Source organism: Pannonibacter sp. Q-1 (assembly GCF_054073275.1).
In genome coordinates, this window is sequence record NZ_JBSXNB010000002.1 from 257,628 (window position 1) to 282,661 (window position 25,034).

General features: G+C 64.0%; 21 protein-coding genes. 4 read left to right on the forward strand and 17 right to left on the reverse strand.

Going from position 1 to position 25,034, the window contains the following annotated elements; translation table 11 throughout:
- Positions 1–24: 24 nt before the first annotated feature.
- The 3 genes from ACVNHC_RS05190 to gatC all read right to left on the reverse strand — a co-directional run bounded on the left by ACVNHC_RS05190 (position 25) and on the right by gatC (position 3,260).
- Positions 25–978, reverse strand: a complete 954-nt coding sequence (locus ACVNHC_RS05190) for a hypothetical protein (RefSeq protein WP_457166620.1) — start codon at positions 976–978, stop codon at positions 25–27.
- A 500-nt stretch (positions 979–1,478) separates the two neighbouring features.
- The gene (gene gatA, locus ACVNHC_RS05195) at positions 1,479–2,951 is read right to left on the reverse strand and encodes an Asp-tRNA(Asn)/Glu-tRNA(Gln) amidotransferase subunit GatA (protein ID WP_186393548.1); all 1,473 of its coding nucleotides are present in this window, start codon (positions 2,949–2,951) and stop codon (positions 1,479–1,481) included.
- 21 nt (positions 2,952–2,972) lie between these two features.
- Positions 2,973–3,260 carry an Asp-tRNA(Asn)/Glu-tRNA(Gln) amidotransferase subunit GatC gene (gene gatC / locus ACVNHC_RS05200; RefSeq protein ID WP_019966277.1) on the reverse strand — a complete coding sequence of 96 codons (288 nt, stop codon included), beginning with the start codon at positions 3,258–3,260 and terminating at the stop codon, positions 2,973–2,975.
- A 400-nt stretch (positions 3,261–3,660) separates the two neighbouring features.
- On the opposite strand from gatC, the gene ACVNHC_RS05205 reads away from it, so the two are divergent.
- On the forward strand, positions 3,661–4,296 hold the full coding sequence (locus ACVNHC_RS05205; protein ID WP_457166621.1) for a TetR/AcrR family transcriptional regulator: 636 nt from the start codon (positions 3,661–3,663) through the stop codon (positions 4,294–4,296).
- Between the two features lie 3 nt (positions 4,297–4,299).
- Here the strand turns inward: ACVNHC_RS05205 and ACVNHC_RS05210 are convergent, their stop codons facing one another.
- From ACVNHC_RS05210 to ACVNHC_RS05220, 3 genes are read right to left on the reverse strand one after another with little or no spacing between them, the layout of a single operon-like run.
- Entirely contained in the window at positions 4,300–5,454 is a 1,155-nt protein-coding gene (locus tag ACVNHC_RS05210; protein ID WP_457166910.1) for an osmoprotectant NAGGN system M42 family peptidase, read from the reverse strand.
- Between the two features lie 2 nt (positions 5,455–5,456).
- Positions 5,457–7,241: an N-acetylglutaminylglutamine synthetase gene (gene ngg / locus ACVNHC_RS05215; RefSeq protein ID WP_457166622.1), complete on the reverse strand. Its 1,785-nt coding sequence runs from the start codon at positions 7,239–7,241 to the stop codon at positions 5,457–5,459.
- Positions 7,242–7,244: 3 nt separating this feature from the next.
- A complete protein-coding gene (locus ACVNHC_RS05220; RefSeq protein ID WP_457166623.1) occupies positions 7,245–9,020 on the reverse strand; it encodes an N-acetylglutaminylglutamine amidotransferase in 1,776 nt (591 codons plus the stop codon).
- An 84-nt stretch (positions 9,021–9,104) separates the two neighbouring features.
- Between ACVNHC_RS05220 and ACVNHC_RS05225 the strand changes: the two genes are divergently transcribed.
- Positions 9,105–9,596 (forward strand): MarR family winged helix-turn-helix transcriptional regulator, encoded by a 492-nt coding sequence (locus ACVNHC_RS05225; protein WP_457166624.1) that lies wholly within the window; start codon positions 9,105–9,107, stop codon positions 9,594–9,596.
- Between the two features lie 97 nt (positions 9,597–9,693).
- On the opposite strand, the gene ACVNHC_RS05230 is transcribed toward ACVNHC_RS05225, so the two are convergent.
- From ACVNHC_RS05230 to ACVNHC_RS05250, 5 genes are all read right to left on the reverse strand, one after another.
- On the reverse strand, positions 9,694–10,920 hold the full coding sequence (locus ACVNHC_RS05230) for a M24 family metallopeptidase (RefSeq protein ID WP_457166911.1): 1,227 nt from the start codon (positions 10,918–10,920) through the stop codon (positions 9,694–9,696).
- Between the two features lie 333 nt (positions 10,921–11,253).
- Positions 11,254–12,108, reverse strand: a complete 855-nt coding sequence (locus tag ACVNHC_RS05235; protein WP_050471653.1) for an ABC transporter permease — start codon at positions 12,106–12,108, stop codon at positions 11,254–11,256.
- An 11-nt stretch (positions 12,109–12,119) separates the two neighbouring features.
- The gene (locus ACVNHC_RS05240; protein ID WP_208977398.1) at positions 12,120–13,445 is read right to left on the reverse strand and encodes an ABC transporter permease; all 1,326 of its coding nucleotides are present in this window, start codon (positions 13,443–13,445) and stop codon (positions 12,120–12,122) included.
- 222 nt (positions 13,446–13,667) lie between these two features.
- Positions 13,668–14,765, reverse strand: coding sequence for an extracellular solute-binding protein (locus ACVNHC_RS05245; protein ID WP_050471655.1), 1,098 nt, complete (start codon positions 14,763–14,765; stop codon positions 13,668–13,670).
- 76 nt (positions 14,766–14,841) lie between these two features.
- On the reverse strand, positions 14,842–15,936 hold the full coding sequence (locus ACVNHC_RS05250; protein ID WP_050471656.1) for an ABC transporter ATP-binding protein: 1,095 nt from the start codon (positions 15,934–15,936) through the stop codon (positions 14,842–14,844).
- 587 nt (positions 15,937–16,523) lie between these two features.
- Here ACVNHC_RS05250 and ACVNHC_RS05255 point away from each other — a divergent pair.
- Positions 16,524–17,228, forward strand: a complete 705-nt coding sequence (locus tag ACVNHC_RS05255; RefSeq protein WP_457166625.1) for a class II aldolase/adducin family protein — start codon at positions 16,524–16,526, stop codon at positions 17,226–17,228.
- Between the two features lie 40 nt (positions 17,229–17,268).
- On the forward strand, positions 17,269–18,165 hold the full coding sequence (locus ACVNHC_RS05260) for an ROK family protein (protein ID WP_457166626.1): 897 nt from the start codon (positions 17,269–17,271) through the stop codon (positions 18,163–18,165).
- A 103-nt stretch (positions 18,166–18,268) separates the two neighbouring features.
- Here ACVNHC_RS05260 and ACVNHC_RS05265 read toward each other — a convergent pair whose 3' ends face one another.
- From ACVNHC_RS05265 to hutG, 6 genes are all read right to left on the reverse strand, one after another.
- Positions 18,269–18,868 carry a HutD/Ves family protein gene (locus ACVNHC_RS05265; protein WP_457166627.1) on the reverse strand — a complete coding sequence of 200 codons (600 nt, stop codon included), beginning with the start codon at positions 18,866–18,868 and terminating at the stop codon, positions 18,269–18,271.
- The gene (locus ACVNHC_RS05270) at positions 18,868–20,415 is read right to left on the reverse strand and encodes a TRAP transporter large permease (protein WP_050471660.1); all 1,548 of its coding nucleotides are present in this window, start codon (positions 20,413–20,415) and stop codon (positions 18,868–18,870) included. Before ACVNHC_RS05270 ends, ACVNHC_RS05265 begins: the two co-directional genes overlap by 1 nt.
- Positions 20,412–20,912, reverse strand: coding sequence for a TRAP transporter small permease subunit (locus tag ACVNHC_RS05275; protein ID WP_019966381.1), 501 nt, complete (start codon positions 20,910–20,912; stop codon positions 20,412–20,414). The genes ACVNHC_RS05270 and ACVNHC_RS05275 overlap by 4 nt, the downstream gene beginning before the upstream one ends.
- Before the next feature lie 378 nt (positions 20,913–21,290).
- Positions 21,291–22,391 carry a TRAP transporter substrate-binding protein gene (locus ACVNHC_RS05280; RefSeq protein WP_050471661.1) on the reverse strand — a complete coding sequence of 367 codons (1,101 nt, stop codon included), beginning with the start codon at positions 22,389–22,391 and terminating at the stop codon, positions 21,291–21,293.
- Between the two features lie 54 nt (positions 22,392–22,445).
- Positions 22,446–24,131, reverse strand: coding sequence for a urocanate hydratase (gene hutU, locus ACVNHC_RS05285; RefSeq protein ID WP_457166628.1), 1,686 nt, complete (start codon positions 24,129–24,131; stop codon positions 22,446–22,448).
- A gap of 60 nt (positions 24,132–24,191) precedes the next feature.
- Positions 24,192–25,007, reverse strand: coding sequence for an N-formylglutamate deformylase (gene hutG / locus ACVNHC_RS05290; RefSeq protein WP_457166629.1), 816 nt, complete (start codon positions 25,005–25,007; stop codon positions 24,192–24,194).
- Positions 25,008–25,034 lie beyond the last annotated feature (27 nt).

Genomic DNA, 25,034 nt, shown 5'->3' on the forward strand with positions numbered 1-25,034 from the left:
GAAGACCGTGCTCAATTCACACCGTCAAGCCGAAAGGACATTCAGCCTTCCACCGAAGGCGGCATCAATCTGGGACCAGGGGGAGAAGATGCCATAGGTCCCGGCGCCGACGGCCGGCGTGCTGGCGGTTACATCGGTGTTGGAGCAGGAACCGACATTGATGCCGCAGAAGGTGACGTTGGTATTGGTTCCCACCTGCGTATAGACCGGCCCGCCGCTGTCGCCCTCTTCGGAGGCATAGGACGCCAGAACCTGATTGGTCAGGGTCTGCGGCTCGTCATATTCGCCCACGGCGAAGGTGACGCTGACGCCGGTGGCAGCCACCTGGCCCTGCTGCGGGGCGTCGTTGTTCATGCCCAGCATCTTTACATCAAGGCCGGGCACGATCACGTCATCCCCGGCGACAGCCGTCACGCGCAAATAGGGCCCGGCCGCCGTCCAGATCTCCCCCTTGGTGACGGCGGCAGCCGCAGTCTTGGCAACGAAGGCGGCATCGCAGCTGCCGGTCTTCCAGTTGGCAATCACCAGAACCTTGCCGATGTTGTCCTGCGACACCTTGCTGTTCTGATAGACGGTCGTGTTCGTCTTGCTGACCACATGCCCGGAGACGAGGACCCCGTGTTTGGGCGTGATGGAGCCATCATCATAGCTGCAGCCGATGCAGATGGTGCCGGTAAACTCCTGATAGCTGCGGTTCACCACCATCTGGATCCCGCCCACGACCGGGCGGATGCGGTTCTGATTGGACATGTGCCGGCGTGCCGTGAAGGGCTGCAGGCGCAGCGGCAGGCCGCAGGTGAGGTAGCGCAGGTGCGCGAAGGTTTCCTCAGACGGACCTTCGCTGAAATCGAGCCCGGCCGTCAGGACGCCGGTTTCCCAGTCCACATAGGCCAGCGTCAGCGGCAGGTGGCCGCGGCCACGGGTCTGCATGGCGGCGGTCACCGCGCCATGCGCCTGCATCAGATAGTCTTCGATCATCGCCGTCTCTCTCAAGATGCTCCCTATCCCTGAGGAGGAGACGCATCCGTGGGGGCTGGCGTGAAAGACGGACGGCAACACAGCCGGGACTCACCGCAAGGCTTTCGCGCAGGCCTCTACGGCTTAGACGAGCCGGACCTTGCCCGAGGCTTGCAGGGAGTGTCCCTCCCCCGAGAGACTTCGTCATGCCACGGCTTGATCGTGGCATCCATGCCGTTTCAGAAAAGCACACTACACGATCAGGCTAGTCAGACTGCAGAGATCCCGTCTCCTTCGTCTTCCCGGACGCAGCGAAGCGGAGATCCGGGACCGGTGAGCCAAGGCCTGCCGGCTATGAACAATGCGAACATGCAACAGGCACCCCGGCTCACCGGTCCCGGCTCGCGCTGCGCTTGGCCGGGGTGACGGTGGAGAGGAAAGAGGAAAAGGGCGTTCAAAAACAAACCCGCCGGGCTGCCCCGGCGGGTCTGATATCTCAGCCAGATACGCTCAGGCTGGTGTCACCACCAGCGGGCCGGGGTGAAGCGGCCGGCGGCCTTTTCGATCACGGCACCGGCCTGGAACAGGGTTTCCTCGCCGAAGGGGCGGCCGATCAGCTGCAGGCCGAGCGGCAGGCCGGTGGAGGACAGGCCCGCAGGCACGGAGAGGCCCGGCAGGCCGGCCATGTTCACCGTCACCGTGAAGATGTCGTTGAGATACATGGCGACCGGATCGGAGAACTCGCCCGGCGCAAAGGCGGCATCCGGGGTTGCCGGGGTCAGGATGGCATCAACGCCTGCTTCAAAGGCCAGATCGAAGTCGCGCTTGATCAGGGTGCGCACCTTCTGGGCCTTGAGGTAATAGGCGTCGTAATAGCCGGCCGACAGCACATAGGTGCCGATGAGGATGCGGCGCTGAACTTCCTTGCCGAAGCCTGCGGCGCGGGTGTTCTCGTACATCTCGACAATGTCCTTGCCCGGCACGCGCAGGCCGTAGCGCACGCCGTCATAACGGGCAAGGTTCGAGGAAGCCTCTGCCGGAGCAACGATGTAATAGGCCGGAAGGGCATATTTCGTATGCGGCAGCGAGATGTCGACGATCTCGGCACCGGCTTCCTTCAGCCAGGCGATGCCCTGCTGCCAGAGAGCTTCCACTTCTGCCGGCATGCCTTCGACGCGGTATTCACGCGGAATGCCGATGCGCAGGCCCTTCACGGACTTGCCGATGGCGGCCTCATAATCGGGCACCGGCAGATCGACGGAGGTGGTGTCCTTCGGATCGACGGAGGCCATGGACTTCAGCAGGATGGCACAGTCTTCCACCGTCTTGGCGATGGGGCCTGCCTGATCCAGCGAAGAGGCATAGGCGATGATGCCCCAGCGCGAGCAGCGGCCATAGGTCGGCTTGATGCCGACAGTACCAGTGAGCGCGGCGGGCTGGCGGATGGAGCCGCCCGTGTCGGTCGCCGTCGCGCCAAGGCACAGACTGGCGGCAACGGCTGCCGCCGACCCGCCGGACGAGCCGCCCGGCACCAGCGCCTGGGTGGAACCGGTCTTGCGCCAGGGGTTGACCACGTTGCCGTAGTAGGAGGACTCGTTGGACGAGCCCATGGCGAATTCGTCCATGTTCAGCTTGCCCAGCATCACCGCGCCATCGGCCCACAGGTTGGACGTGACGGTGGATTCGTAAGTCGGCTTGAAGCCATCCAGAACATGCGAGCAGGCCTGCGTGTGATCGCCCCTGGTGGCGAACAGGTCCTTGATGCCCAGCGGCAGGCCTTCCAGCGCGCCGCCTTCACCCTTGGCCAGCTTCTCGTCGGAGGCCTTGGCCATGGCGCGGGCCTTGTCCGCCGTCACGGCGACATAGGCGTTGATGGCGCCGTTGGAGCCCTCGATGGACGAGAGGAAGGCATCCGTCAGCTCGGCGGAGGTAAAGTCCTTGTTGCGCAGGCCGCGGCGGGCTTCGGCAAGGGTCTGATTGGTCAGATCGGTCATGATGTGATGTCCTTGCCCGGCTTATTCGACGACTTTGGGAACCATGAAGAAGTTGTCTTCGGTGGCCGGCGCATTGGCCACCACGTCAGCGGCATAGCCGCCATCGGTCACGCCATCGGCGCGCTTCTTCATCGTCTGTGCCACCACGGAGGTCAGCGGCTCGACGCCCTCGATGTTCACCTCGTCCAGCTGCTCGACGAACTGGAGAATGGAATTCAGCTCGCCGGTCATGCGCTCGGCATCCGCATCGCTCACCTTCAGGCGGGCAAGACGCGCAACGCGCTTCACCGTATTGATATCGACAGACATGGCGCTTCCTCGTGCCGGATGGTCTCATGAAACAGATGCCCCCTTATTCCGCTGCGCTTGTTCAAAGGCAAGGGTGGCCGGGGGTTGAGGATGGAGGCGGGATGAATTACGGTATGGAGGAATACCGCAATAAGACACATTGAGGTGCAGCCCGGATTAATGAGCGGATTTTCAGCGCAAGGTCTCTCCGCACCCCTCCCCCTGGTGGGGAGGGGTAAGGGGTGGGGGGGCTGGGAGCCCACAACCATCTGAAAGATAGATATTTTCTTGAAGAGACATCAAGAGGAACAGCTGCCTGAAATTAATAACTTTTCTGCCAAGCGGAAACGCTGTCCCCCCCCACCCCTCACCCCTCCCCACGAGGAGGAGGGGGGCTGAAAAGCCGTGCCAAAGCCCCACCATGACCCAGCCTCAAACCAACTCACCCTCCCCGCGTGGACGCCATCAGGATGAGGCGCTGACGGTCCGCATTCTGGATGCGGCGCTGGCGGCCGTTGCGGAGCATGGGCCCGATGGCGCAAGGCTGGCGGAGATTGCGCGGGCGGCGGGGACAAGCCAGCAGGCGCTGCAGCGGCGTTGGCCGGACAAGGCCGGGCTGATGCTGGCAGCGCTTGAGCATGGGCTTGCGGGGCTATCGGACCTGCGCGCCGGGCGGGCCGGATTTCAGCGCACCACGGCGGGGGAACTGGCGGCGTTCCTGAGCCAAGCCTGCCAGCGGCTGTGCGGAACGGTTCTGGGCCGGGCACTCGCCCGCCTGCCCCGCAACGCGCAAGGCTGCCCGATGGCGCGGCTCGTGGCAGGGCTGGAAGATGAATGGCGGCTTGCCCTGCGGCAGATGCTGATTGCCACCCCCTTTGAAGCCGCCCTTGCCGCCCGCATCGAACTGGTCACCGGCTTCCTGCGCCTGCAGACGGGAGCACCACAGCCGCCGCAGCAACGGCTGATCGAGGACACGGCAGCGCTGGTGCTCGGCCTGATTGCGCCTGCACAGCCGCAAAGCCCAGGCAGCGCGGAGGCTGCGCTGCCGGGGCTGTGAGGTCTATCCTTGCGGATGCGGCACGAGGTCGGGCCGCAGCACCTGCGGGGCTTCCTCCACCGGCTGACGGGTGAAGCCCTTCACACTCGAGAACTCCTGCGCATCGCGCTGGATCTCGACCGGGCTCAGCACATAGGCCGCCGCCAGTTCCGCCAGCGAGCGCAGCGCATGCATGTGGATGCGCTCATAGCCATGGCTGGCATCGACACCGAAGGTGGCCAGCGCCGTGCGCACATCCGCCCCTGCCTCCACAGCCGAAGCCGCATCGGAACGGTAGTAGCGGAACACATCCTTCTGGTAGCGGATGTCATGCTGGCGGCAGAGTTCCACCAGCTTGCGGGTCAGATGATAGTCGAACGGCCCGGTCTGGTCCGCCATGGCGATGGTGACGCCGAACTCGTCCGAATTCTGCCCCGGCGCCGTGGTGCCGTTGTCGATGGCAACCAGCGAAGCGATATCCGGCGTCAGAACGGCGCCTGCCCCGTGGCCGGTTTCCTCGGCGATGGTGAAGAGGAAATAGGTGTCCACCGTCGGAACGGAGCCGTCCTTTACCAGCGCCTTCAGCGCCGCCAGCATGACGGCAACGCCCGCCTTGTCATCCAGATGCCGCGAGACGATGAAGCCGTTGGGCAGGAACTCCGGCTGCGGATCCACCGCCACCATATCGCCGATTTCGATACCAAGACGGTGAAGATCGGTGGCCGAGCGGGACAGCGCATCAACACGGGCTTCCACGTGGGTCCAGCCGGTGGGCTGGGTGTCCACTTCCGTGTTGAAGGTGTGGCCGGACGCCTTCAGCGGCAGGATGGTGGCGCGGTAGGCGCCTGCGCCGGAAAAGATGGTCACCCGCGCCCCTTCGGCAAAGCGGGCCGACCAGTGGCCGACCGACACTAGCTCCAGCCGCCCGTTGGGCTTCAGTGCCTTCACCTGCGCCCCCAGCGTGTCGAGATGGGAGACGATGGCCCGGGCCGGACGCGGCGCCTCGCCCGGAAGCCGGGCACGGATTGCGCCGCGCCGGGTCATTTCATAGGAAATGCCAAGATCTTCCAGATAGGCACAGACCCAGCGCGCCACCTCATCGGTGAAGCCGGTGGGGCTTGGCACGTTCAGCAGCGCCATCAGCACCCGTTCCAGCTCCTCCACATCAATGGACGGCAGGCTCAAAGGTCACCTCCCCCGCGCCAGGCGGCCCGGACAGGCTGGGGCATGGACAGCGGAAACAGGAAATCGACGAAGCGCTCCGCTGTCGGCTGCGGCTCGTGATTGGCAAGGCCGGGCCGTTCATTCGCTTCGATGAAGTGATATTCCGGCTCGCGCGGGCTCTTCACCATCAGGTCAATGCCCGTAACCGGGATCTCAATGGCCTTTGCCGCCCGCACGGCTGCGTCAATCAACGCACCGTGGGTCTCGCCCGTCACATCATGGATGGTGCCGCCGGTGTGCAGGTTCGCCGTCCGCCGCACGCGCACGGTCACGCCCGCCGCCGGAACATCATCGAGAGCATAGCCTTCCAGCGCCAGACAGCGTTCGGTCTCCGCATCCATCGGGATGCGGGACTCGCCCCCCGTTGCCGCCGCCCGGCGGCGGGACTGGGCGGCGATCAGGTCGCGGATCGGCGTCGCGCCGTCGCCCGTGACTTCCGCCGGCTTGCGGATGGCAGCGGCAACGACCTTGTAATCGATCACCACCAGCCGCAGATCCATGCCCTCGACGCAGGCCTCCAGCAGAACATCGGCGCAAGTGTTGCGGGCAACGGCAATGGCGGCCATGGTTTCCTCAAGGCCGGTGAGGCCAATGGCGATGCCCTTGCCCTGCTCGCCGCGTGCCGGTTTGACCACCACCTTGCCATGGGCTGCAAGAAATGCCTTGACCGTTTCCTCATCAGTTGCCAGCGCCTGCGCCGGAACGCTGATGCCGGCCTGTTCCACCACACGGCGGGTGGCGGCCTTGTCATCGCAGATCGACATGGCAACGGCGCTGGTGAACTCCGACAGCGACTCCCGGCACTTCACCTGCCGCCCGCCATAGGAGAGGCGAAAGAATCCGCCCTCCGCATCGAGAATATCGGCGTGAATGCCCCGCCGCCGCGCCTCGTTGACGATGATCGCCGCATAGGGATTGAGCGCCGCATCCACCGCAGGCCCGGCATAGAGCGCCTCGTTGATGGTGTTCTTCTTCTTCACCGTGAAATAGGGCACGCGGGCAAAGCCCAGCTTCTCGTAGAGCTTTATGGCCTGCTCATTGTCATGCAGCACGGAGAGGTCCATGAAGGGCCGTCCGCGTCCCTTGAAATGCTCGGCCAGACGGCGCACCAGCGCCTCGCCTACGCCGGGAAACTTCGCCTTGGGCGACACGGCCAGGCACCAGAGCGAGGCCCCTGCAGCCGCGCCATCCGTTGCCCGGTCATGATCCACACCCATGGCGGTTCCGGCGATCTCGCCGGTTTCCTCTTCCTCGGCGACAAGCACAGTCACCGTCCGCGCGTCCATCTGTGACCAGAAGAAGTCGAGCGGCACAGGCACCATGCCGCGCTCGGCATAAAGCCGGTTCACGGCCTCAGCATCGGCGCGCGAGGAGGCGCGGCGGATGGTGAAGCCCGGGCGGCGGTTGCGGGCCGTGCGATAGGTCGCCAGATCCAGCCGGAACATATGCGAGGGATCGAGAAACAGATCCTGCGGGGCCGCCGCCAGCAGCACATGGGGATCGCGCACATAAATGGCGATGTCCCGCCGCCCCGGCACTTCGGCGAGCAGCGCCTCCACCAGCGGCTTCGGCTCGGCGAAGGTATCGCCAAAAATCAGCCGTCCCCAGCCGCAATCAACGCTCGCATCCGGGGCGCCGCCAGCCTCGTCCAGGCGTATGCCCGGCTTCAGCCCATGCTCACGCAGCCGCAGCAGCCGGTGGTCATAGGCCCGGCGCGGACGGTTCAGCTCAAGTTCGCTCATGGATCAGATTCCCTGTTCCTGCAGCCACATTTCGAGAAGGCCCACCTGCCACAGGGCAGAACCCCTGAGCTTCGTCAGGTGTTCCCTCGGCTCGGCCAGAAGCATGTCCGCATAGCGGGTGTTGAACAGGCCGCGCTGGCGCGCCGCCGGGCTGTGCAGGGCCTCGCGCACCATCTCCAGCGTCTCGCCTTCCAGGTATTTCAGCGCCGGAACGGGGAAGTAGCCCTTGGGCCGGTCGATCACATCCGCCGGGATCACCTTGCGCGCCGCATCTTTCAAGACGCCCTTGCCGCCCTGCGCCAGCTTGTGCCGGGCCGGAATGCGGGCGGAGAGCTCCACCAGCTCATGGTCGAGAAACGGCACCCGCGCCTCCAGGCCGAAGGCCATGGTGTGGTTGTCCACCCGCTTCACCGGATCGTCCACCAGCATGATGTTGGTGTCGAGCCTGAGCGCCTTGTCCACCGGATCGGCAGCGCCGGGCCGGGCGAAATGCTGCTCGACGAAGGCAAGGCTTTCATCGCGCTCCGGCAGATACTCCGGGTTTACCTGCTGGCGCAGTTCCGCATCCGTGCGGTCGAAGAAGGCATCCGCGTAGTCGGCCACCGGCTGGTTGGAGCCGGCCAGCGGCGGATACCAGTGATAGCCGCCGAAGACCTCGTCCGCCCCCTGCCCCGACTGCACCACCGTGATGTGCTTCGACACCTCCCGCGACAGCAGATAGAAGCCGATGTTGTCATAGGAAACCATCGGCTCGGACATGGCCTTCACGGCGGCGGGCAGCTCGGCGCGCATGTCGGCGGAGGGCACGAAGATCTTGTGGTGGTTTGTGCCGTAGTGGCGGGCAATCAGATCCGAGTAATGGAACTCGTCGCCCTTCTCGCCATTGGCCTCCTCGAAGCCGATGGAGAAGGTGGCAAGGTCCTTCTGCCCCTCTTCGGCCAGAAGGCCGGTGATGAGGCTGGAATCCACCCCGCCCGACAGGAGCACGCCCACCGGCACGTCGGCCACCATGCGGCGGCGCACGGCGGTGCGCAGGCCGTCCAGCACCATGTCGCGCCACTCTCCGGCGGACCGGGTCTCATCCGCATTGCTGCGTTCGAACTCCGGCTTCCAGTAGACATGATCGGAGAAGCTGCCGTTCACATCATAGGTGCGGATGGTGGCCGCGGGCAGCTTGCGCACGCCCTTCAGCACCGTGCGCGGCGCAGGCACCACCGCATGCCAGGTCATGTAGTGGTGAATGGCGACCGGATCGAGCGTGGTGTCGATACCCCCGCCCGCCAGCAGCGCCGGCAGCGTCGAGGCAAAGGCGAGGCGGCCCTTGCTTTCGGCCAGATACAGCGGCTTGATGCCGAAACGGTCGCGCACCAGATGCACCCGGCCCGTGTCGCGCTCATGCACCGCGATGGCGAACATGCCGTGGAACCGCTCCACGCAATCGCGGCCCCACTGGGCCCAGGCCTTCAGGATCACTTCCGTATCGCTGGTGGAGGCAAAGCGCTGGCCGAGCTTGCTCAGCTCTGCCCGCAGCTCCGCGTGATTGTAGATGCAACCGTTGAAGACCAGCGACAGGCCCGCGTCCCGGTCCTGCATCGGCTGGGCGCCGCGCTCGCTGAGATCGATGATCTTCAGCCGCCGGTGGCCGAGCGCAACGCGCCCCTGCTGGGTGACACCCATGCCATCGGGTCCGCGGGCAGCCATCGCGCGCGCCATCGCGTCCACGCGCCGCACATTCGCGTCGCCATCGCCAAAGACCACTTCTCCACACAAGCCGCACATATCCGGGCCGAGCCTCCATTTGCTATTATTGACCCGAAATATATAGGGCTCTAATCATTAGAGTTCAAATCATATGGACGCATCATGCCGCAGAACGCCGAAGCCACCCGTATTTTCAAGGCCTTGCGCCGCATCGTCCGCGCCATTGACCTGCGCTCGCGCGAGGTGGCGCGCACGGCAGGACTGACCATTCCGCAGATTGTGGTGCTGCAGGCGATCCGCGATCTTGGGGATGTGACAACGAAGGCGCTGTCCGTTCAGGCGGATCTGAGCGCGGCCACGGTGGTGACCATTCTGGACCGGCTGGAAGAGCGCGGGCTGGTGGCGCGGGAGCGCTCCGCCACGGACCGGCGCATCGTCCACGCCCGGCTGACGGAGGAAGGACGCACGCTGCTGGAACGCGCGCCCGCCCTGCTGGACGAGGAATTCGAGGCCCGCTTCGCCCGCAAGGACAGGGAGGCCCAGCAGACCCTCGCCAGCGCCATCGAGGAAATCGCCGCCCTCATGGACGCCCACCGCCTCGACGCAGCGGCTATTCTGACGACAGGCGAGATGACGGCGAAAGCGCCGGAGTGAGGCCAGATGTGCCTGACCGCGGAGGAGAGAAGCTTGAGCCAGCCATCTGGCACGGAAGCTCCTCTCCCCTTGATAACGAGCGCCAGGATGCGGGTGCTCACGCCCGGATGATGTTGTGCTCCGGGCCGAAGGGGAAGCCGGTGATGTTTTCGGCGCCAGAGTCCGTGACGATCAGGATGTCGTGCTCGCGGTAACCGCCCGCGCCCGGCATGCCTTCGGGGATCATGATCATCGGCTCCATGGAGACGACCATGCCCGGTTCCAGCACCGTGTCCACATCCTCGCGCAATTCCACCGCCGCCTCGCGGCCGTAGTAATGCGACAGCACGCCGAAGGAATGGCCGTAGCCGAAGCTGCGGTATTGCAGGAGGTCATGCTGGCGGTAGATGTCATTGAGTTCCATGGCAATGTCGCAGCAGCGGGCGCCGGGGCGGATCAGCTTCAGCCCGGCCCGGTGAACGTCGCAGTTCACCTCCCAGAGCTTCAAATGAGCGTCAGAGGCATGGTCGCAGAAGAGCGTGCGCTCCAGCGCGGTGTAATAGCCGAAAATCATCGGGAAGCAGTTGAGGCTGAGAATGTCACCCGCCTCGATCTTGCGGTTGGTGACCGGATTATGCGCGCCATCGGTGTTGATGCCGGACTGGAACCAGACCCAGGTGTCCATCAGTTCCACGAAGGGGAACGAGGCGGCGATTTCCCGCACCATGGCCTGCGTGCCCGCCAGCGCCACCTCATGCTCGCCAACGCCAGCGGCAACGGCTGCCGCGATGGCTGCACCGCCGATATCGCAGATGCGCGTGCCATGACGGATCAGCAGGTGCTCCTCGGCGCTCTTGATGGTGCGCATGCGCATCACCGCATCGCTCACGTCAACGAGTTCGATGCCGGGAAGCGCGGCTTCCAGCAGGGCCTTCAGGTCGAGCGACACATGGTCGAACTCGATGCCGAGCCGCTTCGGCTTGCGTCCGCCCCGGAAGAGGATTTCGGAGACCGCATGGAAATAATTGTCCTTGCGCCAGTCGGTATAGGTCAGCGCCGTGCCATGCACCCGCCGCCAGGGCTGGCCGCCATCAATGCCGGGCACCACCGCTGTTGCGGCCTCATCATCGACGATGAAACCGAAACGCCGGCCGAAGGCGCAATAGAGGAAGCCGGAGAAATAGCAGATGTTGTGGTAGCTGGTGAAAAGGCAGGCATCCACACCGAGTGCTTCCATGCGGGCGCGCAGCCGGTCCTGCCGGCCTTGCATCTCTCCTGCTGAAAACGGCGACCAGCTCTTTTCGCCGTTCTCGATCACCTGCAGCCGCATCATGTCTTCTGCCATATCCATCGCTCCATCTTGCCGAACCGGCCAGAACCGGATCTTGAAAGTCAGCTTCTGAAACCAGAACGGGCCGGCGTCCCGAATGGGAAGCCGGCCCGCCAGGCCTGAACTCAGTGCTGGAAGAATGCCCGGAACTGGCGTACCGCCCCGGGTCTCCAAAGAGCCTCAACAGGCCTTGGAGGAAGCATCATTCCAGCGATGTCGTGCCGCTCCGCTGCGCGGAACATGCGTTTGAATTTGCTTCAGTCTGCGTGATCCGGGCGCATCTGATCAAGCGGAGCAACGCGCCAAACACTTGTCAAAATGCGCCAGCTCCCGGGTCCGCCTGCCGCATCAGGCCGGTGTCACGCCGCGCAGCCGTTCCGACCGGCGGCGCAGCAGTTCCAGCACGCTGAGGAGAATGATCGACAGCAGCACCATGATCGAGGCGACCGCCAGAATGGTGGGCGAAATCTGTTCGCGCAGGCCGGTGAACATCTGCCAGGGCAGCGTCTTCTGACCGGCAGAACCAAGGAACAGCACCACCACCACTTCGTCAAAGGAGGTGATGAAGGCAAAGAGCGCGCCCGACACCACACCCGGCAGGATCAGCGGCATCTGCACCTTGAAGAAGGTGCGGATCGGCCCTGCCCCCATGCTGGCGGAGGCACGCACCAGGCTCTGGTCAAAGCCGACCAGCGTCGCCGTCACCGTGATGATGACGAACGGGGTGCCAAGCGCCGCATGAGCCAGAACCACGCCCCAATAGGTGCCCTGAAGGCCGATGCGGGAGTAGAAGAAATACATGCCCGCGGCCGAGATGATCAGCGGCACGATCATCGGCGAGATCAGGATCGCCATGATGGTGGAGCGGAAGGGCACATGGTTCTGCGACAGGCCGATGGCCGCCAGCGTCCCGAGCACGGTTGCAATCAGCGTCGCCGCCGGTGCGATGATGAAGGAGTTCCTCAGCGCCTGCTGCCAGTCCGGATTGGTGAAGAAATCCATGTAATGCTTGGTGGAATACCCATCCGGATCCAGCGCCAGCATGGCGGGCGTGAAGGTGAAGAAGTTCTCCGCGTTGAACGAGAGCGGAATGATGGTGATGATCGGGAAGATCAGGAAGAAGAAGATCAGCGCGCAGATCGTGCGGAACGTGTAGTGCCACGCGATCTGGCCCGCCGATGCGTAAGGAGGAAGGGATGACATGGTTTCTCTCCTTACCCGAGCTTCACATTGTCGATGCCGACGATCTTGTCATAGACATAGAACAGCACCATCACGGCCAGCAGCAGCAGGGCACCGAGCGCAGCGGCCAGCCCCCAGTTGAGTGACGTTGAGATGTGATAGGCGATGCGGTTGGAAATGAAGATGCCTGAAGTGCCGCCCACCAGCTCCGGCGTGATGTAGTAGCCGATGGCCAGAATGAAGACGAGCACCGCCCCTGCCCCGATACCGGGCACGGACTGGGGGAAATAGACCCGCCAGAACGCCGTCCAGTCATTGGCGCCCAGCGAGCGTGCCGCCCGCATGTAGGACGGAGAGATGGTCTTCATCACCGAATAGAGCGGCAGGATCATGAAGGGCAGCAGGATATGCGTCATGGCGATGATCGTGCCGGTGGCATTGTTCATCATCACGAGGCGTCCGTCATTGCCGATCAATCCCACCCAGACCAGAAGATCGTTGATGACGCCCTGTTGCTGCAGCAGAACCTTCCAGGCGGAGGTGCGCACCAGAAGGCTGGTCCAGAACGGCAGAAGCACCAGGATCATCAGCAGGTTCGACGTGCGCAGCGGCAGCTGCGCCAGCAGGAAGGCCACCGGGTACCCCAGAAGGACGCAGGTCAGCGTGATGGCGATGCTCATCATCAGCGTGCGGCCGAAGAGCATGATGTAGATGCGCTCATTCTCCGGCAGCCGCTCGTAGCCGTCCGGCCCCTTCCTGGCATCGACCGCTGCCAGGAAATAACCCGGCGTATAGGATCCCGAATAGCGCTTCAGCGTGGTCCAGATATCAAGCCGGCCCCAGTCCTTTTCAGCAGCAATCATCTGACCCTTGATGTCAGATCCCTCCAACTGCTCAACAAGACGGCCTGACCTTCGCATCAGGCTCGACATGCCCGAGGTTTCATAGTTGAGCCGGGTGCCGAGGCGGGTATGCGTCTTGGCCGCCACGGCCTCCTTCAGGTCTTCAGCGAGAGCGGCAAAGACCGGCTCGCCGGGCAATTCGCCCGAAGCCGGTTGCCAGTCCTCCAGTGCCACGACTGTGCGCGGCAGCGTGTTGGGCACGATGCTGTTGTCGACCGAGCGCAGCAGCATGTCGAAGATGGGTGCTGCGAAAGTCAGCAGGATGAAGAAAAGCAGCGGCGCGATCAGGATGAAGGCGCGCATTTTCTCGCGGCGCAGCGCCCTGGCAAGGCTCGCCTTCAGCGGGCGGCCATCCTGGGTCAGCACGGGGCCTGACGGAGCAGCCTCGCCCGTCCGTGATCCGCTTGGTCCCGCTCCGCCTGTCAAGGCTGCGGCTGGCGCATCGGCAATGGTCATGGGTTCCGGAAATCCAGCTTGAGTATCTGTTCGGGCCATAGATCCGGGGCAGAAGCACGCCCTGCTGTTCCCCGGTTCCGGCCTTGGCCTTGGCTTTGGCCTCAGCCCTTGCCGGCCTGCCGGACGGCGGCCTCAGCCGCACGGCAGACCAAGGGCGTGAAAGGTGCCGGATAGCTGCGTCTGGCGCAGCCATCCGGCACATCAACGGGCTTGGAGCCGGGCTTACTTGGTCAGCCAGACCTGGAATGCGGCTTCCACCTCATCCTGGTTGTCGGCCCACCACTCAATGTTGTTGACCAGATAGTTCTTCTGGTTTTCCGGGTTGGTCGGCATGTGCGGCGCCATCTCGATGCCGAGGTCGGCATGCTTGCCGACGAGCGGCTGAGACGAGGCGCGGGCCGGGCCGTAGGAAATGTACTTCGCCTGATCCGCCAGACGCTGGGTGTCGGTGGCGAACTTGATGTATTCCTTGATGAGCGGCAGCTTGTCTTCCGGCACATCAGCGGGGATGATCCAGCCGTCGAAGTCAAACACCTGCCAGTCCCACAGCATGGCAACCGGCTGCTTCTGCTCCTCGATCACCGAGAACAGGCGGCCATTGTAGGTGGAGCCGATCACCGCTTCGCCGTCGGCAAGGCGCTGCGGCGTCTCGGCACCGGCCGACCACCAGATCACGTCCTTCTTGATGGTATCGAGCTTGGCCAGTGCCTTCTGCAGCCCTTCGGGCGTGGACAGGACCGTGTAGAGGTCGTCCTTGGCCACGCCATCACAGAGCAGCGCCCATTCGAGGTTCTTCTTCGGGCGCTTTTCCAGGCTGCGCTTGCCCGGGAAGTTTTCCGTGTCGAAGATGTCGCACAGGCTCGTGGGCACCTTGCCGTTCCAGGCGGCCACATCCGTGCGGTAGCCGAAGGTGGTGGAGAACACGATCTGCGGAATGAAGCACTTGTTGATCAGCGACGGGCCGAAGTCCGCAGTAGCAGAGGTGCCATCTGGAGCGGCGGCCAGCCATTCGTCAAAGTCGATCTCCATGGCCAAGCCTTCGTCGCACAGGCGCTGGCTGTCCGGGCCTTCCACGTCGACCACGTCCCAGGTCACGTTGCCGGCCTCGCTCATGGCGCGCAGCTTGGCGACTGCCTCGTTGGACGATTCATCATTGATGATCTTCACGTCCGGACGCAGTTCCATGAAGGGCTTGTGATAGGCGTTGTTCTGCGACGTCGAATAGGCGCCGCCCCAGGACACGATCGTCAGATCCGCGGCGCTTGCGGCGCCAGCCGACAGAACAATGGCCGAAGCCATAAGTGTGCTTGCCAGTCTCATTAGTGCTGCTCCCCTTTTTTGAGCATTGGGCCGGTTGCCGGCCAATCAGGTGCAGGCTGTTCCGCCTGCCCGTATATTACGCAACGGCATCGAGTGCCTTGCAATCCTTCTTCGCCCAGCCGATCGGCACGGTGCTGCCGGCTTCAAGCTGGCGCCGGTCGGCGCGGTTGCGCACCTTGACGATGAATTCGCTGTTGCCGCAGACCGTCATGCGCACGCGGATATGGTCGCCGAGATAGATCAGCTCCTCGATCCGGCCCTGCAGCATGTTGTCCATGGGCTTTTCCGGCGCCAGTTCGACGCGTTCCGGGCGCAGCGACACGGTGGTGAAATCGCCTGTGCCGCCCACATTCACCTTGTCTGCCAGAAGCCGGGTGCCGTCAGGCAGCATCACCTCGCAGGAGCCATTGTCCACCGAGGCCACGGTGCCGTTCAGCTTGTTGTTCTCGCCAATGAACTGCGCCACGAAGGAATTCTGCGGCTCTTCGTAGAGCAGGTCCGGCGTCGACAGCTGCTGGATGATGCCGTCATTGAACACGGCCACCCGGTCCGACATGGTCAGGGCTTCGGTCTGGTCATGGGTCACATAGACCACGGTGACGCCGAGATTTTCGTGGATGTGCTTGATTTCATACTGCATCTGCTCACGCAGCTGCTTGTCGAGCGCGCCCAGCGGCTCATCCATCAGCACCAGTTCCGGATCAAAGACCAGGGCGCGGGCCACGGCCACACGCTGCTGCTGGCCGCCGGACAGCTGGGCCGGGCGGCGGGAGCCGAGCTTGCCCAGTTCCACCATCTCCAGCGCCCGCTTGACCTTGGCCTCCTGCTCCGCCTTGGCCATGCCGCGCACCTGCAGCGGAAAGGCCAGGTTTTCAGCCACGGTCATATGCGGAAAGAGGGCATAGTTCTGAAACACCATGCCGATGCCGCGCTTGTGCGGCGGCACCTTGTTGATCGGCTTGTTGTTCAGAAAGATTTCGCCGTGCGTTGCGGGCTCGAACCCGGCCAGCATCATGAGGCATGTTGTCTTTCCGGACCCGGAAGGCCCGAGCATCGTGAGAAATTCCCCGGGAGGAATATCCAGATTGAGATTTTTGACGACGAGACTTTCACCGTCATAGCTTTTCTGGACATTCTCGTAACGGACTGACGCCCCTCGATTTTTCGCCATCTGTTCCCCAATTGCGATGCGGGCGGCTTTTTATTTTATGCCGCTCACGCATTTATTGCCGGGACCATGCCCCGGCGAACCCCGTCGCGATGACCTCTTGAACCGTCATCTCGAACGCTAGGAAAGCAAAAAATCGGACATAACAAAAGGGGGCATTTGGAATTTTTTGAACGTTTTTTATTCAGGACCGAAGTCAATATTTGCGCACATCCAATTACGCAGGAAAATTTTTCCCAGAACTCGCCGTTGCAGCCCGAACCATTCCGGCGCCGCTTGTAATCTGGAGGATTTCCGCCCAAAACCGCTGCCTGACGAAAAGGCAGGCGCAGGCATCCCTCGCAACCTGCACAGGGAAGCATCAGGAACGGGCAATCACGTGCAAGCCTCAAAGCGCCATGGACCCGCCTGAATGCGACACTTCATCCGGCACCTCATCCGGCACCTTCATCCACCTTCCGGCCGGCCGTCTGCTGGTTTTTCTGTCCCTGCCGTACCGCGCCAATGCTTTGCGCAGCTTGCCCGGCCCTTACAGCGCGGCTTAAATGCCGCCCGTGAGTGAAAGCTCTGAGAGGATTCGGGTTCCGGTCATGCAGCACGAACATGGCACTTCCGCGCTCCGGCAGGCGGTCATCGGCACGGCTCGGGCGCTGGTCGCGCGCGGCCTGACGCGCGGCACCTCGGGAAACGTGAGTGCCCGCTGCGAGGACGGCTTTCTCATCACTCCTTCCGGGCGGCCCTATGAGAGCCTGACGCTGGATGACATCGTCTTCATGGACATGGAAGGCGGCTATCATGGCAGCGTCCTGCCCTCTTCCGAATGGCGGATGCATCTCGACATCTACACCGCCCACCCGGATGCCGGCGCCGTGGTGCATTGCCACTCGCCGCGGGCAACGGCGCTCGCCTGCCTGCGCCGCCCCATTCCGCCGTTTCATTACATGATCGCGATTGCGGGCGGTGATCACATTGCCTGCTCGGCCTATGCCACATTCGGCACCCGCGCCCTGTCAGAAGCCATGCTTCAGGCGCTCGGACCCCGCCGCGCCTGCCTTCTCGCCAATCACGGCCAGATCGCCTATGGCCGGGATCTGCCGAAGGCGCTGGCCTTGGCCGAAGGCGTGGAGGAACTGGCCGACCAGTATCTCTCGGCCCTCTCCGGCGGCGAGCCTGTGCTGCTGTCTGCCGGGGAGATCGAACGGAACATCCGGAAGTTCAAAAACTATGGCAAGCAGCCGGGGGACCTTGACCCGGATGCGGGCGATGCCTTTGAAATGCCGCTGCAACGCGCCTGAGGCGTCCTTGCAGTGCAAAAAATGACGGACGGGAGCACTCATGCGGCTTGGAATTGACTGGGGCGGCACCAAGATGGAAATCATCGCGCTGGATGACAGCGGGATGGAGCTTTACCGCGAGCGGATGCCGACACCGCGCGACGACTATGCCGCCTGCATCGAGGCCGTGGCCCTGCTGGTGGTCCATGCCGAAAAGGCAACCGGGTTGACCGGCACGCTGGGGCTCGGGATTCCCGGCTCCATCTCGCCGGGTACCGGCCTCGTCAAAAACGCCAATTCCACCTGGATGAACGGCATGCCGCTGGACAAGGATCTGGAGGCCCGTCTTGGCCGTCCGGTCCGCATCCAGAATGACGCCAATTGCCTTGCGGTCTCCGAGGCGACAGACGGTGCAGGCGCGGGCGCGCATTTCGTGCATGCCATCATCATCGGCACCGGCTGCGGTTCAGGGATCGCCATTGATGGCAAGGCCCATCGCGGGGCCAATGGCATCGGCGGCGAATGGGGCGCCATCCCCGTGCCGTGGATGAAGGAAGAGGAATATCCCGGCCCCGAATGCTGGACCGGCCACCGCGGCACGATCGACCGCTGGTGCTCGGGCACGGGCCTTGCCCTCGACTACCGCACGGCAACGGGCCGGGACCTGAAGGGCTACGAAATCATCGCCGCCAAACGGGCCGGGGAAGCCGAAGCCATCGCGTCCTACGAGCGCTATGTCAGCCGCCTCGCCCGTGCCATGGCCATGTCTGCCAATCTCATGGACCCGGATGTCTTCGTGCTCGGCGGCGGCATGTCGAACGTGGACGAGCTTTACACCGACCTTCCCCCCGCCATGGCACCCTATATCTTCTCCGACACTTACGGCGTGCCGATCCGCAAGGCCGTCCACGGCGACAGCTCCGGCGTGCGCGGCGCGGCCTGGCTGTGGAACGATTGAAGGCTGAGAACCTCCCCTGCCCGCTGTCGCGGCTGAAGTGAGACCGAAGTCCGGGACGGCAGCGTGTGGGCCTCAGGTGGAGATGACCTGAGGCCGCGCACTGTCACGCCACGGGCACAAGCCGCGCCAGACATACTGTCCCGTCACCACCGAAGATCAGCGGTGCATCTTCTTCATCTGCAATGACGAGACAATCGCGCGGCTGAAGCGTCTCTCCGCCGCTCTTGGCCAAGGCAACGGTGACGCGGCCCGATACGCAGACCAGCGCGATGGTTCCCCCTGCGCCGGGAGCGGGGCATTCGAGACCGTTGCCCTCCTCAAGCGTCAACCGCTCCATGGAGTGACGAAACACTCCGCGCCGGGTCATGACGTTGAAATCCAGCACCGGGCCATCGATGAGGCGGCCCGTGACGGGAACGCCGCCGTCGAAGCTGGTGAAGACGCCGGGCGTGCTGAGGACGGTTTCTCCTTCAGCGCAGAAATCGAGGCCGATGCCTGCCCCGTCCACCAGCGCCAGCGTCCGGTCAATGCCGGTGAAAGCCGAGAACGGGCCATCACTGGCAACCTCGGCCATGGAGAGCCGCCAGCCGAAGTCTTCAAGCCCGGCCGCTTGCGGGAAGACGGCGAGTTCATGCGTGATGCCGCCGCCGTTCTTCCAGGGCATGGCCCGCGCCATGCCCCAGCGGATGAGATGCACTGCCATCAGAACATCGCCTTCGGCAGGAAGGTGGCGATCTGCGGCAGGAACCAGATCAGCGCCATGGCGAGGATCTGCAGCAGGATGAAAGGCACGACGCCCTGATAGATCATGCCCGTGGTGACTTCCTTGGGCGCTGCCCCGCGCAGATAGAACAGGGAGAAACCGAAGGGCGGTGTCAGGAACGAGCTTTGCAGGTTGATGGCGATCAGCACCGCCAGCCACACCGGATCGTGCCCCATGAGGATCAGCGGCGGGATCAGCAGCGGCAGCAGGATGACGGCGATTTCCACGAAATCGAGGAAGAAGCCGAGCACGAAGATGAAAGCCATGGCAAAGATCAGCGCGCCCGTGGGCCCGCCCGGCATGGCCGCCAGAATATTGGCCACCCGGTGCTCGCCGCCGAGGCCGACGAAGACCAGCGAGAAGAAGGACGCCATCAGGATGGTGGCGAAGATCATCGAGGTGACCACCATGGTCTGGGTCAGCGCCGGGATCAGCGTGCGGGCGCCAAAGGACTGGCGCAGCGACACGGCAACGGCGGCAAGGCCGGTCAGGGCGAGCAGCGCATAGGCACCCGCCACCGTATATTCCAGCGCCCCGGCGTCCGAGCGCTGCAGGCGCACCGGATAATATCCGGCAGCCAGCACCAGCACGAAGAGCGCGATGGCACCGCCGAGGATCAGCCGCTTCGGGCCGCCCTGCTTGTAACCGGCGAGCAGAATGGCGCCGATGGCCCCGACGGACGCGGCCTCGTTGGGCGAGGCAACGCCGAAGAGCACGGCGCCCAGCACCGCGACGATGAGGATGACGGCGGGCAGGATCGCGCCCATCACCTCGCCGCGTGTGGCCTTGCGGTCCAGATCCTTCATGGCCGGTGCATCTGCGGGCACCAGCCAGGCGCGCAGCAGCACATAGAGCACATAAAGCGCCACCAGCAGCAGCCCCGGCAGCAGCGCGGCGGCAAAGGTCTGTCCGACGGAAATGGTCTCGATGGAGAACTTGCCCTGCTTGTATTGCGCCTGCTGGAAGGCGGAGGACATGACATCGGCGAGAATGATCAGCAGCGTCGAGGGCGGGATGATCTGGCCGAGCGTGCCGGAAGCGCAGATGAGACCGGCCGACAGGCGCGGATTGTAGCCGTTGCGCAGCATGGCCGGCAGGGCGATCATGCCCATGGCCACCACCGTTGCGCCGACGATGCCGGTGGAGGCGGCCAGCAGCGCGCCGACCAGCACAACGGAGACGCCCAGCCCGCCGCGCATGGAGCCGAACAGGCGGCCCATGGTTTCCAGCAAGTCTTCGGCAATGCGGCTTTTTTCGAGGATCACGCCCATCAGCACGAAGAGCGGAATGGCCGTCAGCACCGGATTGGTGAGCACCGCGAAGAATCGCTGACCGAGCGCGCCCATCAGCGACAGGTTGAAGTCACCCAGCGCAAAGCCGAGCAGCGCAAAGCCCGTCGCCACACCGGCAATAGTGAAGGCAACCGGATAGCCGAGCAGGATGAAGCCGATCAGCGCGGCGAACATCAGGATATCAAGCGGGATCATGCGGCGCTCCGCAGCTTGAGGCAGTCACGCAGGAAGGCGGCAAGGCCCTGCAGCAGAAGCAGGACGCAGAACACCGGAATGAGGCTCTTCAACAGGAAGGAGGCGGGGATGCCGCCGACGGAAATCGGCCCTTCCAGAATGGCCCAGGAGCGCTGCACGCTGGGCCAGGAGTAGACGAGCAGCATGACGAGCGAGGCGCCCAGCAGCGCCACATGGCCGAAGAGATCGATCACCGCCTGCCCGCGCGCCGTCATGCGGGCGTAGTAGATGTCCACCCGCACATGGCCGTTGACCATCAGCGTGTAGCCTGCCCCCAGCATGAAGACGCTGGCATGCAGATAAAGCACGCCCTCATTGAGGAAGATCGAGCTGTAGCCGAACACATAGCGCAGCAGCACAATGACGAACTGCAGCAGCACCATCGCCAGCGCGAACCAGATCGTCACCGCGCCCACTGCCCTGCTGACCCAATCCAGAGCCCTGGCAAGCCGTTCCATTCCCTCTTGTCCCCTGCTGCTGCGGGCGTTTGCCGCCCTGATCATATTTGCTTTCGCTTCACCTTCGGCCGTCATCCCCGCTCGGACTTGAGGGCTCTATCCGGGAAAGTGACCCGTCCGCCCCCTTGAGGGTAGTGTTTACAACGGACTGCCAGTCAGGCTCCAACTCCTCTCCCCCCTTGAGGGGGAGATGCCCCCGGCAGGGGGCAGAGGGGGGTAACGGACTGTCCGCTCATATGAGAGGTGATGCCGTATTGAAGCGCCGTTACCCCCCTCTGTCTGCTGACGCAGACATCTCCCCCTCAAGGGGGGAGAGGGATGCTGCGGCACTTTGGAAACGCCCCGGCGCGGCTTTTACCCCGCGCCGGAGGGGATGGCTCAGCCGTAGTTGTAGTCGAGGCCGCGGGCGTTCATCTGGCCAGCGTCCGCATAGGGCATGTATTCGACCATCAGCTTGCGGTACTCAAGGAAGCTTTCGGTGATCTTGCGCACCAGCTCGTCATTGCTTTCGCGCAGCTCCTTGACCACCTCGCCCATGGCATTGCCCATGGCGATGACGATCTCGTCCGGCAGCTTGCGCACGGTGACGCCATGGTTGGCGGTCAGCTCGCGCAGGGCCAGGGCGTGCTTGGTGTTGTACTCGGTCAGCACCGGGTTGTAGAGGCTTTCGGCCGCATAGGCGACCGCCTGCTTCAGGTCATCCGGCAGGGCTTCCCAGGCCTTCATGTTAACCGCGCATTCTTCCGCCGAACCCGGCTCGCCGACGCCCGGCGCGTAGTAGTTCTTGGCCACCTGCTGCAGGCCGAGGGCACTGTCAGACCAGGGGCCGATGAACTCGCCCGCATCCAGCGCGCCGGACTGCAGCGCCTGGAACATGGCCGGTCCCGACATGGCTTCCACCGCCATGCCCAGCTTGGCGCAGACTTCCGAATTGAGGCCGGTGGTGCGGTACTTCAGGCCCTTGAGGTCATCAACGGAGCTGATCTCGTTGCGGAACCAGCCGAACCACTGCGGGCCGGAGTTGCCGCACAGGAACGGCTTCAGGCCGAAGCGGCCATACATCTCGTCATAGAGCGCCTGACCGCCGCCCTGCATCAGCCAGCCGATCTGCTCGATGGCGGTGAGGCCCAGCGGCTGGGAGCCAAACAGCAGGATGCCCTTGGACTTGGAGCCCCAATAGGCCGGAACGGCGTGGTAGATCTCCGCCGTGCCTTCTGCCACGGCATCGAACACGCCGGGACCGGGGACGATTTCGCCGGCGGCGAAAAGCTCCACTTCCAGACGCCCGCCCGACAGGGCGGTGATGCGGTCTGCCAGCATCTGGGCGGCAACGCCCGGACCCGGCAGATTCTTCGGCCATGCGGTGACCATGCGCCACTTGGTGATGCCCTGAGCAATGGCCGGGGTGGCAAGGGCTGCGCCCGTTGCCGTTGCCGCCGCACCGATGCCCGCTGCCTTGAGGAAGTCACGTCTTTGCATGTCAGTTCTCCATCCTGCTGGTTCCACTCATGAAATGCCTGCTTCTGATTTTTTTCAATCTTTCAGGATCGCAGGCAGGTTAAGTCCGTTCTCGCGGGCGCAATCGAGGGCGATCTCGTAGCCTGCATCCGCGTGGCGCATGACGCCGGTGGCCGGGTCGTTCCACAGCACATTGGCGATCCGCCGGTCTGCCGCTTCCGTGCCATCGCAGCAGATCACCATGCCGGAATGCTGCGAGAAGCCCATGCCGACGCCGCCGCCGTGATGCAGCGACACCCAGGTGGCGCCTGACGCAGTGTTGAGCAAAGCATTCAGAAGCGGCCAGTCGGACACGGCGTCCGAGCCGTCCTTCATCGCTTCGGTCTCGCGGTTGGGCGAGGCAACGGAGCCTGAATCGAGGTGATCACGCCCGATGACGATGGGCGCCTTCAGCTCACCGTTGCGCACCATTTCATTGAAGGCAAGGCCGAGCTTGTGGCGCAGGCCAAGCCCCACCCAGCAGATGCGGGCCGGCAGGCCCTGGAAGGCAATGCGCTCGCGCGCCATGTCCAGCCAGTTGTGCAGGTGGGCATCGTCCGGGATCAGTTCCTTCACCTTCTGGTCGGTCTTGTAGATGTCCTCCGGGTCGCCCGACAGCGCACACCAGCGGAACGGCCCGACGCCGCGGCAGAACAGCGGGCGGATATAGGCAGGCACGAAGCCGGGGAAGGCAAAGGCATTTTCCAGCCCCTCGTCCTTCGCCACCTGACGGATGTTGTTGCCATAGTCGAGGGTCGGCACACCGGCGTTCCAGAAGTCGACCATCGCCTCCACATGCACCCGCATGGAGGCACGCGCGGCCTTTTCGACGGCCTTGGGATCGCTCTCCTGCTTGGCGCGCCATTCGGCAACGCTCCAGCCAGAGGGCAGATAGCCATGCACCGGATCATGGGCCGAAGTCTGGTCGGTGACGATATCCGGGCGCGGGCCGCCTGCCTTCATGCGCTTGACCAGTTCCGGGAACACATCCGCCGCGTTGCCGATCAGCGCCACGGATTTCGCCTCGCCCGCCTTGGTCCAGCGGTCGATCATTGCCAGCGCCTCGTCCAGCGAATGGGTCTTTTCGTCCACGTAGCGGGTGCGGATGCGGAAGTCGGCGCGGGTCTCGTCGCACTCCACCGCAAGGCAGCAGGCCCCGGCCATGACGGCGGCCAGCGGCTGTGCGCCGCCCATGCCGCCAAGGCCGCCGGTCAGGATCCACTTGCCCTTGAGATTGCCGCCATAGTGCTGGCGCCCGGCCTCCACGAAGGTTTCATAGGTGCCCTGCACGATGCCTTGCGTGCCGATGTAGATCCACGACCCCGCGGTCATCTGGCCGTACATGGCCAGGCCCTTCTTGTCGAGTTCGTTGAAATGGTCCCAGGTGGCCCAGTGCGGCACGAGGTTGGAATTGGCAATCAGCACGCGCGGCGCATCCGCATGGGTGCGGAACACGCCCACCGGCTTGCCGGACTGAACCAGCAGCGTCTCGTTGTCTTCCAGCGCCTTCAGCGCCGCGACGATGCGGTCAAAATCATCCCAGGTGCGCGCCGCCCGGCCAATGCCGCCATAGACCACCAGCGCATGCGGGTTCTCGGCCACATCCGGGTGCAGGTTGTTCATCAGCATGCGCAAGGGCGCTTCCGTCAGCCAGCTTTTGGCATTGAGCGTGGTGCCGGTGGGCGGGAAAATATCACGCTGGTTATGGCGGGGATTGGTCATGTTTCCTCTCCGGATCATGTTATTTCATTGGACTTGCAACAAACAGGAAGGACGGCGGCCTCAGCCGCGCCAGCTGCCTGACGCGATGGTTTCGAGAATGGTCTTCAGGATGGGCCGCAACCGCCCTGCCCGCGCCTCGTCATAGGCGTAAGGCGGCAGTTCGGTGGTAAGATGCGTGGACTGCGCCAGCTCCATCTGGATGGCGTGGAAGCCTTCGTCCGGGCGGCCATAGTGGCGCGTCGTCCAGCCGCCCTTGAAGCGGCCGTTGACCACGCTGCGGTAGCCCTCTGCTTCCCGGCAGATATTGGCGACAGCCTCTGCCATCGCAGGCGCGCAGGATGTGCCTTCCACCGTGCCGATGTTGAAATCCGGCAGCGTTCCCTCAAACAGGAACGGAATGTTGGAGCGGATCGAGTGGCAGTCATAGAGCACGGCAAAGCCATGAATGGCATGAACGCGGTGCAGCTCGGCCTCCAGCGCCGCATGATAGGGCGCGTGATAGGCCAACCGCCGCCGCTCGATCTCCGCCGCATCCGGTGCTTCCAGCCAGATGTTTTCGCCATCGAAATCGGTCAGGGACACAAGACCGGTGGTGTTCTGCCCCGGATAGAGGCTTGCGCCATCCGGCGGGCGGTTGGCGTCGATGACATAGCGGTGGAAGGTGGCGGCAACGGTGGTCGCGCCCGGCAGCAGCCCGGCGTAGAGCCTGTCCACGTGCCAGTCCGTATCGCTCAGCACCAGCCCGCGCGCATTCAGCTTCGCACGGATCTCCGCCGGGACGAAAGTGCCCGAATGCGGCAGCCCCAGAACCACCGGGCTGTCCCCGCGCTCCACCGTCACGGGCGATGCCGGAACGGCCTGATTATCCTGCGTCATCTGCGTTCAACCCTTCCCTGTGACCGT